The sequence below is a fragment of the Vibrio sp. TRT 1302 genome (assembly GCF_050113875.1).
Classification (GTDB): domain Bacteria; phylum Pseudomonadota; class Gammaproteobacteria; order Enterobacterales; family Vibrionaceae; genus Vibrio.
In genome coordinates, this window is sequence record NZ_JBNJOF010000007.1 from 35,660 (window position 1) to 48,934 (window position 13,275).

Here is a 13,275-nt window from a genome sequence, read left to right on the forward strand (position 1 = left end):
TTACTGTTCCCATATATTTCAGTGCGGGCCTAATCAGGCTTGGCCAACACTCAATATTCTTGATTAAGCCGCTACCTGCTCTAACTCCACAGATTCGCGCTGTTTTTTCTCACCAATAGGCAAGATGGTACGACCATATTCGTTGTTCAGTACTTGCGCCATTGCAAAGTAGATTGCGCTTGCGCCGCAGAAAATACCTTCAATACCTGCGATAGTACCAATCAGTTCACTGCCAGAGAAATCACGTGCTGCAAGTAGGAAGAATAGGATTGTTAGTGAACCGAAAACGATCTGTTTAGCCACTGGGTAACACAGTGAACCAATAAACATAAAGCCAGTGAAGACACCCCAAAGTAGCAAGTACCAACCCATAAAGCTTGCTGGGCTTGCAGGAAGACCCATGTATGGCATCACGATTAAACCAACCAAAGTTAGCCAGAATAGACCGTATGAAGTAAATGCTGTGGTACCAAACGTATCACCACGTTTGAAACACATCATGCCGACTAGCACTTGGCTCAGACCACCATAAAAAATACCCATTGCAAGAATCATTGAGTCAATTGGGAAAAAGCCTGCATTGTGGATATTTAGCAGGATGGTTGTCATGCCGAAACCCATAAGGCCTAATGGAGCCGGGTTTGCCAGTTTTGTTGACATTTTGCGCACCTTTCAAAAATGTTAGTAAAAATTACGCGCGAAGTTTAATCCCGTTCAACAAAAAAGATAAACATTGAATTTGCAATCTAAGATTACGCAAACCATTTGATATGCTTTTTATTTAATCACCTCGGTGCTTTCTCACGGTAAGGATGCCAATTATGCTATTGCGCAGAAAACAAAAGGCCTCAACTTTCAGCATTGAGGCCTTATTTCTAGTTTGAACACTCACCGGTTACTGGCAGGATATTTCATCCCAGAACCAATTGGACTGAACGGGTGTTTCCCAAACTCCCGGTCCGTTTTTAGCGATAAAACATTTGCCGTTATAAGTCACTTTGTCACCGTTTGCGACTTGAGTAACGCCCGGTTCCCACTGAGTCATACCGCCTGGGTCTGGCGTTGGATCTGGTGTGGGTGAAGGATCGACAGGATCGAGCTGCTCAACCACTCGAACTTCTGGCCAGCTTGAATGAGAGCCATAAAAGTTGGTCACACACTTTTCATAGTCGCCCTCAACCAAGGCGGAATAAGCCGTTTGGAATCCCACCAGTTCACACTCAAATGAATAGCCACCGGGACGGTCTGCATAGTATTTCCAGTTACCATCCCAATTGGTATAAAGCACATCCGTCGCGCCATTGAGGTTTAAGCTTCCGTATGGAGTTTGCTGCCAACAGGTGTCTTTTTCATCACTGCCAATCGGAATTTGATAGTGGGATGATAAACCTTGCCAATAACGAATTCGGTTAACGGGCTGGCCTTTATCCTTGTTCTGCTCGCCACACTCAATACCACCATTGATAATGTTAATCGTGGTACCAAAACCATAGCCGATCCCTGCATCGCTCTCTCTCTGAGATGGCTGCCATGTTTTATCTATAACGTGAAGCATCGCTGGCTTAGGGGCTTGCGGAGTTAAGAAGAACCAAATCGCTGACGCCAGATTGAGCCAAGAGTCAGCCACTAGCCCTGGGTTGTTGAGTAACACCGACGCATCGCCGTCGAACATCGCTTCCGAGAATGCACCGTAGTTAAAGTGGTAAGAGAGCTGTTTAGCTCCACGTCCAAAGTACCCCTGCCCTGCAACACATGGCCACTTTCTATTTTGCCAGTCGTTCTGACCACATCCAGTCGTGTACCCTTCCTGACCTTCAGACCAGCCCATTTCCCGTACATGAACCAACGCTTGCTGCCACTCTTCTAAACCCAACGGATTATCCCAAGTGTTATCAATGGCAATATGCCCTCCTGTTTCCTGAGCGAAATGAGCAAATGCCGTTACGATAGAGCGCTTACAAATTGCGTCAGAATCACGCCCATCCGTGTACTCAGCACAAAATGCAGGGAACTTACCGATCGCACGTAGGAAGCGAGTGTAAGTGTATTCCGGTGCTGCCATCTGAGTAAGGAAGTCCCACTCTGAACGAGGAAATACTCGCTCAGCGCGCTGTACGTTATCCGGATTGGTGGCTACCCCCGCATCAATGGCTTCAACGACGCCGTTAGGAGCCGTGCGAAGTGCCTGTGACCATAATTGATACATTGGATTGGCTGTTTTTTGCTGCTCTGCTGCGGCGATATCGACACGAGAGATGACATAACCCGTTGGGTTTTGTGGATCAGGTTGGATAGTCATCTCCGCCCAGCTATTTGAGCTTAAACCTAGCAGTGACAACGCGGTCAAAAAAGGTAAGTTTTTCATTGTTATACAACTCCTTTGTCTTTGAAGTTGTATCAGCATAGATGAGGATTGGGCAAAGGGATTAAGGGGGAAGGTCAACTTGCGAGTCAACGCGCCTGACTAGGTAACAATGATATTTATCACTCGCCGAAAGCGATAAATGAGTCGAAAAAAACCAGCCCTTAGGCTGGTTTTTAATGAATTATAAATCAGATTATTCCCACTCGATTGTCGCTGGTGGCTTACCTGAAATATCGTAAACAACACGTGAAATACCATCAACTTCGTTGATAATGCGGTTAGAAACCTTACCTAAGAAGTCGTATGGTAGATGCGCCCAGTGAGCAGTCATAAAGTCGATTGTCTCTACAGCACGTAGTGATACAACCCAATCGTACTTACGGCCATCGCCCATTACACCAACAGAGCGTACTGGAAGGAATACCGTGAACGCCTGAGAAACTTTGTTGTAAAGGTCAGCAGCGTGCAGTTCTTCAATGAAGATAGCGTCCGCACGACGTAGTAAGTCACAGTACTCTTTCTTAATTTCACCAAGAACACGAACACCTAAACCAGGCCCAGGGAATGGGTGGCGGTAAAGCATGTTGTATGGCAGACCAAGTTCTAAACCAATCTTACGTACTTCGTCTTTAAACAGCTCACGTAGTGGTTCAACAAGACCCATCTCCATATCTTCTGGCAGGCCGCCAACGTTATGGTGAGATTTGATTACATGTGCTTTACCAGTCTTAGATGCCGCTGACTCGATAACGTCTGGGTAGATCGTACCCTGAGCAAGCCATTTAGCATTCTTCAGCTTCTTCGATTCTTCATCGAACACGTCAACGAATACATGACCGATAGTCTTACGCTTATCTTCCGGATCAGATTTGCCTTCTAACGCTTTTAGGAAGCGATCTTCAGCATCTACTTTAATGATGTTTAGGCCAAATTTATCGCCAAACATGTCCATTACTTGCTGACCTTCGTTAAGACGAAGTAGACCGTTATCAACAAATACACATGTTAGTTTGTCACCAATAGCACGGTGAACCAGCATAGCAACAACAGAAGAGTCCACACCACCAGATAGACCAAGAATCACTTCGTCATCACCAACTTGCTCTTTGATACGAGCAACTGCGTCTTCAATGATAGATTCTGAAGTCCATAGACGCTCACAACCACATACGCCAAGAACAAAGTTCTCTAGCATCTGTAGGCCACCTTTCGTGTGAGTGACTTCTGGGTGGAACTGAACACCGTAGTATTTCTTCTCTTCGTTTGCCATTGCAGCGTAAGGACAAGTATCCGTTTCGCCAACTTTCACGAAGTCTGCTGGGATTTCTACAACTTTGTCGCCGTGGCTCATCCAAACATCTTGAGTCGCTTCAAGATCTTTGAAGATAGCTGAGTCGCCAGATACTTTTACTTGCGCGTAACCGAACTCACGTTCAGTTGAGCCTGCTACTTTACCACCTAGCTGCTCAGCCATCGTTTGCATGCCGTAACATACACCTAAAACTGGAACACCTGAGTCAAATACGTACTGTGGTGCACGTGGTGAGTTTGCTTCTGTTACGCTTTCTGGGCCACCAGATAGAATGATACCGTCTGGATTGAATTCACGAATATCCGCTTCTTCAACATCCCAGCTCCAAAGTTCACAGTAAACGCCGATTTCACGTACGCGGCGAGCTACTAGTTGAGTGTACTGAGAACCGAAGTCCAAGATCAGAATACGTTGGTCATGAATATTTTTAGTCATTTTGAGCAGTCTTATAAGCTAAGTGATTAAAATGTAGGCGAGTGTACTCGCCTCTTCTTAATGCTTCAAGGAAAAGCAACCGTTTTCGTTAGGCTATATTTCAGCTGGTTATCTCACTGAAAAGGGCTGTTGAGTGCCATTAAAGTTAGTGAAATAACCAGTGAGGATTAACCTAGACGGTAGTTTGGTGCTTCCTTAGTAATTTGAACGTCGTGTACATGAGACTCTTTCATGCCAGCGCCAGAGATACGAACGAATTCAGCTTTCGTACGTAAGTCTTCGATAGTCGCGCTACCTGTTAGACCCATGCTTGAACGTAGACCACCCATTTGCTGGTGTACGATCTCTTTTAGGCGACCTTTGTAAGCAATACGGCCTTCGATACCTTCAGGTACAAGCTTGTCTGCTGCATTGTCAGACTGGAAGTAACGATCTGATGAGCCTTGCGACATGGCACCAAGAGAACCCATGCCACGGTAAGCTTTGTATGAACGGCCATTGTATAGGATGACTTCACCAGGTGCTTCTTCAGTACCCGCGAACATCGAACCAACCATAACGCAAGATGCACCCGCAACGATTGCTTTACAGATATCACCAGAGAAACGGATACCACCGTCAGCAATAACTGGAATACCGTACTGGTTTGCGACTTCTGCAGCATCTGCAATTGCTGTTACTTGAGGAACACCAACACCCGTTACGATACGAGTCGTACAGATTGAACCTGGGCCGATACCAACTTTAACGGCACTTACACCAGCGTCGATCAATGCTTTCGCACCCGCGCCAGTTGCCACGTTGCCACCAATGATGTCTAGGTCAGGGTATGCTGCGCGAGTTTCGCGGATACGGTTAAGAACACCTTCAGAGTGACCGTGAGAAGAGTCGATCAATAGAACATCAACGCCAGCTTCAACAAGTGCTGCAACACGCTCTTCGTTACCAGCGCCTGCACCAACGGCTGCACCAACACGTAGACGACCTTGTGCATCTTTACATGCATTTGGCTTACGTTCTGCTTTATGGAAGTCTTTTGCTGTGATCATACCTTTTAGTTGGAACTCGTCGTTCACAACCAGTACTTTCTCTACACGTGCTTTGTGCATTTTCTCTTGAACTTCTTCACGAGTTGCACCTTCTTTAACCGCTGCCAAACGCTCTTTAGGCGTCATGACAACATCTACTTTCTTAGAAAGGTCAGTTACAAAGCGAACGTCACGACCAGTGATAATACCAACGAGTTCGTTGTTATCAGTTACCACTGGGAAACCTGCAAAACCATGCTTTTCTGTCAGAGCCACAACATCTGCAATCGTCGCATCAGGACTTACGGTTACTGGATGAGAAACCACACCCGCTTCGTAAATCTTAACCTGATGAACCATCTCAGCTTGTTTCTCGATAGACATGTTCTTGTGGATAAAGCCAATGCCACCTTCCTGCGCAAGAGCGATAGCGAGACGAGCTTCCGTCACGGTATCCATAGACGCAGAAATCATCGGAATATTTAGAGTGATATTTTTCGTCAACTGAGTGCGAAGATCAGCTGTGTTTGGGAGAACGGTGGAGTGTGCTGGCACAAGTAGTACGTCATCGAATGTCAGCGCTTCTTTGGCAATTCTTAGCATTTGCAATATCTCACAATTAGAGGAGTAAAAAAAACAATCCGGTCTCATCGTTTCGCATAATGAGGGCAGCAAGCTTGGGAAACTCCACTGCATTTGGATTAGATATTGCGGACGGATTATACGGCTTAGGAAATCGCTTGGCTACACATTTTTCTATTTTTTATTTGCAATCACCCCCTTGATATGTATTATATTGCCGCTAATTTCCATACTCACGTCTACGAGATTAGCTGTGTCTTCTCTGACCAATCAAAACATCTTTACCGTCTCTCGCCTCAATGCTGAAGTGCGACTTTTGCTTGAAAATGAGATGGGCATTGTTTGGTTAGTTGGTGAGATTTCTAACTTCTCTGCTCCCGTTTCAGGTCACTGGTACCTGACCCTAAAAGACTCTCGCGCCCAAGTAAAATGTGCCATGTTTCGTGGTAACAATCGCCACGTCACGTTTAAACCACAAAATGGCAACCAAGTACTGGTCAAAGCTCGTCTATCTCTTTATGAGCCTCGCGGCGACTACCAGTTAATTATCGAGAGTATGCAGCCAGAAGGCGATGGTCGACTCCAGCAACAGTTCGAAGAGTTGAAACTTAAACTCGCAAGTGAAGGCTTGTTTGCTCAGAGCAACAAACGCCCATTACCTGAACATCCTAAGCGCGTGGGAGTCATCACTTCTAAAACAGGGGCTGCCCTGTTTGATATTCTTGACGTGCTCAAACGCCGCGATCCTTCATTACCCGTGGTTATCTACCCTACTATGGTTCAGGGAGAAGAAGCCGCTATCCAAATCGCTCAAGCAATTGGTTGTGCGAATAGCCGCAATGAGTGTGATGTTCTGATCGTCGGTCGCGGAGGCGGTTCGTTAGAGGATCTATGGTGCTTTAACAACGAGATTCTCGCCCGAACGATTGCAGCCAGCCAGATCCCTATTATCAGTGCAGTTGGACATGAAATCGATGTGACGATCGCCGATTTCGTCGCGGATATGCGTGCACCGACACCGTCTGCTGCCGCTGAGCTAGTCAGTCGTGATAATAGCCATAAAGATCAAGCCATCATTGGCCGTCAACACAAGCTTGTTGCTGCCATGCGCCACTACATCAATGAGCAAAAACGGTGCACGACCGCACTTGTACACCGTTTAGAAAGACAGCATCCAAGCTATCAGTTGCAGCGCCAAAGCCAGCAACTTGATGAGCTAGAAGTGAAACTGCACCGCGCGATGCAGCACTATATTTCAGTTCGCCAGCAAAAAGTCGAGCGTCTGCAACACAGAGTTGCTCTCAACTCCCCTTTCAAGCGTCTATCTGAACAAAAAGGCACATTGCAAAGACTCGAACAGAAACTGTTAGATGCGATGGATAGAAAGTTGCTTAACACACGTCATCAATTGGCACTGGCAGCCGAAAAACTTGACACCGTTAGCCCTCTAGCAACGTTAAAGCGCGGTTATTCTATTACCCAAACAGAACAGGGCAAGGTGGTAGTTCGAACCACAGATGTAAAAACAGGTGACATCTTGGTCACCCGTTTATCTGATGGCGAAGTTTGCTCAACGGTCAATTAGCAACAAACTCAAATCTTACTTTCGATTTAGACTTTAACTCGTTGCAGCTGTTACAAAAATAGTTGGCGGCCCCACACGCCTGAAGCTTCTCAAGTTCCGCGTCACAATCTGGGCAGTAGCCTATTTTTTTGTAGCTGACTTGGCAGCTTTGACACTCATATTGTCCATCCCACTGCAGTTCAGCATTACAGCTAGGGCATTGATTTTCAGTCATGGCACTCTCTTTGATCTAACAATATCTTTCCAGCAGTATCATTCGACTCATCATCTACCAGCAATGATCTTAATCAGTATAGACTGCGCTTTGCGTGCTTAACCTGATACATTGACTGGTCCGCACGTCGAATCATGCCTTCAATCGAATCACTATTTGGCTCATGACTGTAGCTATAACCAACACTGACTTTGACCTGATAGCCATCAATGAGTGGCATACCGTTAAAGGCACGTTCTAAACAGCCAGAGAAGTCTTCCAAATCGGACATGCTTTCGAAACAACAAAAGCCAACAAATTCGTCTCCTCCATAACGCCCTAAGACCGAAAGAAACTGGAATTGTTGCTTGAGTACTTCGGCAACTTCGATCAACACGCTGTCCCCAATATCATGACCAAAGCGATCATTGATATATTTGAAGCTATCAATATCGATAAAAAAGCAGGCAAACAGCAAGTTGTGATTTTCATCATTCAGCAATGTATTTTGCACTTCTAATTGCAACATTCTACGGTTGAAACAACGTGTTAGAGGGTCACGGCTTGCGTGAAAGTGCAGTTGCTCTTCCAACTGATACTTTTCCAGGGCAACCGCATATAACGAAGCGACCATTTCGAGTATTTCGAGTTCTTCTGTCGTCGGGGAGGACGGTTTTTCGCTGTAAATGGCAAATGTACCAAGCACACTACTGTCAGATGCAATAATCGGTACAGACCAACAGGCATGCAGATTCGCTTGCTGAGTTAAAGCCGTATAGGGCTGCCAGTTTTCATGCTGATTTATATCCGCGACGACAACCGGTTTTCCCGTTGCTGCGGCTGCACCACAAGAGCCGATTTGAGGTCCGATGGCGACCCCTTCAATCGCTTGATTATAAAAATCAGGTAAATGTGGGGCGTGTTCTAAATACAAGTGTCCGTCAATATGTCGCAAAATAGACGCGAGCCTTCGACCAAATAATTGTTCCGACAATGCGATAACGGCTTCATTTAATCGAGACTTGTCCATTCCTAAAGCTAACTGCTGCAACAAACGATTCACTGCCCGGTGAGCATCGAGCAGGCTGTACGTGTTCATTTCGCGTGCCTTATTCTTTTTTAATATAGTTATATAAGGAGGATATCATATATGCATATGAAATTATCTGAACTGGAACACGCTTACATGATCTTGTACAGATCATCGGCAAAATCCATTTTGATCAGCGATCTACCCTAAAAAGAATATTTATATAACCACACACCGAAAGCATAAGTTACATATGCTGCATTTCAATTTTAAACAGAATTTAAATCTATCATTAAATAAAAAATTGAACCAAACAGGATTTAATAAAAAGATCATTTACTACTATGATGGCTTTACACTGGTGTGCATTTCAATGTTTTGCTCATCTATCTGAGTTAAGCGCACTTCAATAGCAGCGTATTCAGTCAATGAGTTTACATGGCTGCCACCGCAAGGGATTACCGCTATTTCCCCCTGATGGAGATCGCACTGCCAGTAACGCGAATCGGTCAATGAATCACCATGACACTCTACTTTGACCTCTGAACCAAGTTCGATCCACTGCAGCAAAATGTGATTCACCTGTTGTTGGATTTGCTCAAGATTATTCAGAACATCTGCGCTGTTCAGGCCACGTTTACGTAACGTTTTACCGAGTCGATAGGTATCTAAGCATTGATCTGGGGTAACAAAGCTGGTGACCTGAGCATAGCTGTTGAAATCGTAATGACCATGAGGGTCTTTGCGATCAGCGTCTTTTCTCCAATAACCTTGCTCCGTTAACACTTTGTTCAACGCAAGGTAAGATAAATGACCCGCGCTATGTCCACGACTTAGCGAACCTTGGTAAGCCTTATCTACAGCAAGAGTTACACGCTCTCCTAGCTGCAATTCAGAACAATCTGCTGCTAAGCAGTGTACGACGACAAAACACCAACCGGGTTCGTCACGCTTGACCGGAATCTCATGTCCAACATATAACTCACCCGTTGCCAGTTCTACCGCACCAACTTGGCAATCAAGAACGGGGAACTGGTTCAGTGTCCCTTTATCTGCCGGATGATCCGGCCAAATGTGGCTGACAGGGTGAAATGGCGTTTTGTCCGTGACAACGTAAAGATATTCACTACCACGCTGTAACAGTTGGGTGTCGGCGTCTAACTGCCAGATCCCGTGGCAGAATTGGGTAATCGTGGGGGTAACTTGCATCGTTTATTCCTATAAAAAAAGCGCCGGAACGAATGCGGCGCTTTTCATTTAACTCGACAATCTGATCTTTCTCATCAAGATCAGTTTTTACGATTTTTCATCATGCTCATCAAGCGCTTACGTTTGCGCTCTTGAGACAGTGTCATCTTGTTCGATTTACCTTCGAACGGGTTATCACTGTTCTGGAACTGAATACGAATTGGTGTACCCATAATTTCCAGTGACTTACGGTAGTAGTTCATCAAGTAACGTTTGTACGAATCTGGTAACTCATTAACCTGGTTACCGTGGATAACCACGATTGGAGGGTTGTAACCACCCGCGTGAGCGTATTTCAGCTTCACACGACGACCACGAACCATTGGTGGCTGGTGATCATCCGTTGCCATCTTCATGATACGAGTCAGAACCGACGTACCGACACGTGTCGTAGCCGATTTGTACGCTTCTTGAACGGATTCAAACAGGTGGCCAACACCAGTGCCGTGAAGCGCTGAAATAAAGTGAATTCGGGCAAAATCAACGAAGCCAAGACGACGATCGAGCTCTTTCTTCACCTGCTCTTTGACGTCCATATCTAGGCCGTCCCACTTGTTGACAGCGATAACGATAGAACGACCAGCATTCAGGGCAAAGCCAAGTAAGCTAAGGTCTTGATCTGAGATGTTCTCACGCGCATCAATGACCAGCATAACAACGTTCGCATCTTCAACCGCTTTGAGTGTTTTTACTACCGAGAACTTTTCGACCGTTTCGTTGATACGAGTACGACGACGAACACCCGCGGTATCAATCAATACGTATTCGCGACCATCACGTTCCATCGGAATGTAAATAGAGTCACGAGTCGTTCCTGGCATATCGTAAACAACAACGCGTTCTTCGCCCAAAATTCGGTTTGTCAGTGTCGATTTACCTACGTTTGGACGACCGATAATGGCCAGTTTGATTGGCTGATCTTGAAGACGCTTGAACTCTTCTTCCGCCTCTTCTTCGCTGTAGTCGAGCTTCTCGTCTTCATCGACAAACTCAGTCAGATCTTCAATCTCACCTTTTGCTTCTTCAAGAAGTTGCTCTGCGAATGGGTTAAGAGCTAGCTCTATAAGTGCCGTTACACCTCGGCCGTGTGCCGCAGCGATTTGATACATGTTTTCTACGCCAAGCTGCCAGAATTCTGCACTTGCCGCGTCAGCGTCGATACCATCAACCTTGTTTACAACCAGCATTGATGGCTTTTCAATTTTACGTAGGTGTGAAGCAATAGCTTGATCAGCAGCCGTCAAACCAGCACGACCATCGACCATAAACAGTACAACGTCTGCCTCATCGATTGCCGCCAGTGACTGTTGAGCCATTTTGGTTTCAACACCTTCTTCTGTGCCATCAATACCACCGGTATCAATAACGATAAATTCGTGTTCACCAAGCTTAGCTTGGCCATATTTACGGTCACGAGTTAAGCCAGGGAAATCCGCAACCAATGCGTCGCGAGTACGAGTCAATCGGTTAAACAACGTTGATTTGCCAACGTTTGGACGCCCTACCAGAGCAACAACAGGTACCATAACAACCTCTACAATATTCTTTACTTTATGTAGTTATAGGTAACGACTCAGCAGAAATCACGTCGTGAGACCTTTACCTATAACCACATCAAACTATGGGTATCTAAAACAAACAAACGGCTCCCAACTGTTACCAGCTAGGAGCCGAATGTGAATTATATCACACGATTACTCGTTGATCGTCAGTTTCTTTACATCGCCATTGCGAGTCACAGCTACATAGCCACCGGGAACCGCAATTGGAGCAACGGCAAAGCCACTACTGTTGACTTGCTGCATCGAGACAAACTCGCCACTGCTGCGGTCAATCCAATATAAGTAACCTTCGCTGTCACCAACAACAACGTACTGATTAATCATCACTGGTGCTGTCACCAGACGATGCTCTAATTGCTCGTTTGACCACAACTCCGTGCCACTACGAGCATCAACAGCCACAATGTGGTCTTGGTCGGTCACAACAAACAAACGGCTACCGTCACTCACTAAGTCAGTTGAAGATGAGTAGTTGCGCTTCCACGCCGCTTTGCCCGAGCGTAAATCGATTGCCGTCAACTGACCGTTATAGCCAACAATGTACAGTGTACTGCCTAAAATTAATGGAGATGCATCAACATCGACTAGACGGTCGATCTCTGTCGCACCTTGTGGCATACCAATTGGCTGCTGCCAAATGAGTTGTCCACGTTCGACAATAGCGGCGGCCAATCGACCATTCGCCGTACCCCAGAACACACCGCCAGAGGCAGTTACAGGTGCACTGTTACCACGTAAAGTCAGACTTGGAACCTCTGTACTGATGGTCCATTTTGCTTCACCGGTCACTTGATCCAGTGCCTGCAAGATGCCCTTGTTAGTATGGACAATAACAAGGTTGTTATCCGTTGCTGGTGCCGCGAGAACTTCACCATCAACGTCAGCTTGCCAATTTAACTCACCCGTTTCTTCGTTGAAGGCGAATAGACGCCCGTTTTCGCTACCGATGAAAATTTGGCTGTACGCTGCCGTAATGCCACCAGACAATCGAGCCGACACATCAGCTTCAACATTGGCTTCCCAAAGGGTTTTACCACTTTCAGGATCAAATGCTTTAACCACGCCATCACGACCCGCGACAAACACTTTGTCGTAAGCATATTCAGGTGTCAGCTTTGAGTAGTATTGCCCCACACCACCACTGACTGAACTACTCCACTCAGATTTAGGTGTGAACTCGCTGTCCACTTGAGGAACTGGCGCCATGATAATGGTGTCTTCTTCACTAGCACAGCCCGCCAGTACGCCAACAAACATTGCCGTTGCAAGCGCCTTTTTAAGCATATTCTTCATGCTACGCCCTTACTTGGCTAGGTCATCCAGTTTCATTTGTAGAGTCTGGCTAGCGTCACCAGATTGCTGCGCTTCTGTGTATGCAGAATACGCGGCTTGTGTATCGCCTTTACGCAACAGAATGTCGCCTTTCAACTCAGCAACACGACCTGCCCAACTTTGGTCAGTAATGTTCGCGAGTTCCGCGATAGCGGCATCAAACTCACCTTGCTCCGCTTTAACACGCGCAAGACGGTAGTTAAGTACCGCAGATACTGCTGCATCTTTGGTTGCAGACTTCGCCCACTCTAGTTGAGCCAACGCTTCATCCAGATTACCCGCTTCAACTTGAACTTTAGCCAGTTGTAGCGCAGCAAGTACTGAGTACTCAGTCTCTTTGTTGGCATCAATGAAAGCTTGAATATCACCTTCTGCTGATGCGCCTTTTTCTGCTAATGATTGTACCGCTTTGGTGTAGCTTTCAGACGCTGCTTCTTGAGCGGCTGTTACAGAATCTTGGTAGTAACGCCAACCAAACAGACCGCCTAGACCAACAACCGCACCCAAAATGACTGCTTTGCCGTTCTCTTTCCACCAATCTTTGATCGCTTCTACTTGTTGTTCTTCAGTATCGTAGAGTTCCACTTCCTGTCCTCTTACATC

11 protein-coding genes are annotated in these 13,275 nt (G+C 46.1%); 1 reads left to right on the forward strand and 10 read right to left on the reverse strand.

Features of this window, described 5'->3' with window-relative positions; translation table 11 throughout:
- Positions 1–63: 63 nt before the first annotated feature.
- From ACQEXP_RS11150 to guaB, 4 genes are all read right to left on the reverse strand, one after another.
- Complete coding sequence (locus ACQEXP_RS11150) at positions 64–660, reverse strand: acetate uptake transporter (protein WP_138973871.1); 597 nt, start codon at positions 658–660, stop codon at positions 64–66.
- A gap of 235 nt (positions 661–895) precedes the next feature.
- Positions 896–2,365: a chitinase gene (locus ACQEXP_RS11155; RefSeq protein ID WP_426969895.1), complete on the reverse strand. Its 1,470-nt coding sequence runs from the start codon at positions 2,363–2,365 to the stop codon at positions 896–898.
- Between the two features lie 193 nt (positions 2,366–2,558).
- Complete coding sequence (gene guaA / locus ACQEXP_RS11160) at positions 2,559–4,112, reverse strand: glutamine-hydrolyzing GMP synthase (protein ID WP_269377606.1); 1,554 nt, start codon at positions 4,110–4,112, stop codon at positions 2,559–2,561.
- Between the two features lie 167 nt (positions 4,113–4,279).
- Positions 4,280–5,743, reverse strand: coding sequence for an IMP dehydrogenase (gene guaB, locus ACQEXP_RS11165; protein WP_269377607.1), 1,464 nt, complete (start codon positions 5,741–5,743; stop codon positions 4,280–4,282).
- Between the two features lie 232 nt (positions 5,744–5,975).
- Here guaB and xseA point away from each other — a divergent pair, with 232 nt between their 5' ends.
- A complete protein-coding gene (gene xseA / locus ACQEXP_RS11170) occupies positions 5,976–7,307 on the forward strand; it encodes an exodeoxyribonuclease VII large subunit (RefSeq protein ID WP_426969896.1) in 1,332 nt (443 codons plus the stop codon).
- Here the strand turns inward: xseA and ACQEXP_RS11175 are convergent.
- The 6 genes from ACQEXP_RS11175 to ACQEXP_RS11200 form a co-directional block, all read right to left on the reverse strand.
- Positions 7,300–7,521, reverse strand: coding sequence for a zinc ribbon domain-containing protein (locus ACQEXP_RS11175; protein WP_269377609.1), 222 nt, complete (start codon positions 7,519–7,521; stop codon positions 7,300–7,302). The genes xseA and ACQEXP_RS11175 overlap by 8 nt on opposite strands.
- A 73-nt stretch (positions 7,522–7,594) precedes the next feature.
- Complete coding sequence (locus tag ACQEXP_RS11180; protein ID WP_426969899.1) at positions 7,595–8,599, reverse strand: sensor domain-containing diguanylate cyclase; 1,005 nt, start codon at positions 8,597–8,599, stop codon at positions 7,595–7,597.
- A 273-nt stretch (positions 8,600–8,872) separates the two neighbouring features.
- On the reverse strand, positions 8,873–9,739 hold the full coding sequence (locus tag ACQEXP_RS11185) for an alanyl-tRNA editing protein (protein ID WP_269377611.1): 867 nt from the start codon (positions 9,737–9,739) through the stop codon (positions 8,873–8,875).
- Between the two features lie 80 nt (positions 9,740–9,819).
- Positions 9,820–11,304 (reverse strand): ribosome biogenesis GTPase Der, encoded by a 1,485-nt coding sequence (gene der, locus ACQEXP_RS11190; RefSeq protein ID WP_269377612.1) that lies wholly within the window; start codon positions 11,302–11,304, stop codon positions 9,820–9,822.
- A gap of 168 nt (positions 11,305–11,472) precedes the next feature.
- Positions 11,473–12,633 carry an outer membrane protein assembly factor BamB gene (bamB, locus tag ACQEXP_RS11195; RefSeq protein WP_426969900.1) on the reverse strand — a complete coding sequence of 387 codons (1,161 nt, stop codon included), beginning with the start codon at positions 12,631–12,633 and terminating at the stop codon, positions 11,473–11,475.
- A gap of 9 nt (positions 12,634–12,642) precedes the next feature.
- Positions 12,643–13,257, reverse strand: coding sequence for a YfgM family protein (locus tag ACQEXP_RS11200; protein ID WP_426969902.1), 615 nt, complete (start codon positions 13,255–13,257; stop codon positions 12,643–12,645).
- Between the last annotated feature and the right edge of the window lie 18 nt (positions 13,258–13,275).

Bases quoted from the DNA above. Each gene is read 5' to 3' on its own strand.
- ACQEXP_RS11150 (WP_138973871.1), bottom strand. From the start codon at position 660: ATGTCAACAAAACTGGCAAACCCGGCTCCATTAGGCCTTATGGGTTTC.
- ACQEXP_RS11155 (WP_426969895.1), bottom strand. From the start codon at position 2,365: ATGAAAAACTTACCTTTTTTGACCGCGTTGTCACTGCTAGGTTTAAGC.
- guaA (WP_269377606.1), bottom strand. From the start codon at position 4,112: ATGACTAAAAATATTCATGACCAACGTATTCTGATCTTGGACTTCGGT.
- guaB (WP_269377607.1), bottom strand. From the start codon at position 5,743: ATGCTAAGAATTGCCAAAGAAGCGCTGACATTCGATGACGTACTACTT.
- ACQEXP_RS11175 (WP_269377609.1), bottom strand. From the start codon at position 7,521: ATGACTGAAAATCAATGCCCTAGCTGTAATGCTGAACTGCAGTGGGAT.
- ACQEXP_RS11180 (WP_426969899.1), bottom strand. From the start codon at position 8,599: ATGAACACGTACAGCCTGCTCGATGCTCACCGGGCAGTGAATCGTTTG.
- ACQEXP_RS11185 (WP_269377611.1), bottom strand. From the start codon at position 9,739: ATGCAAGTTACCCCCACGATTACCCAATTCTGCCACGGGATCTGGCAG.
- der (WP_269377612.1), bottom strand. From the start codon at position 11,304: ATGGTACCTGTTGTTGCTCTGGTAGGGCGTCCAAACGTTGGCAAATCA.
- bamB (WP_426969900.1), bottom strand. From the start codon at position 12,633: ATGAAGAATATGCTTAAAAAGGCGCTTGCAACGGCAATGTTTGTTGGC.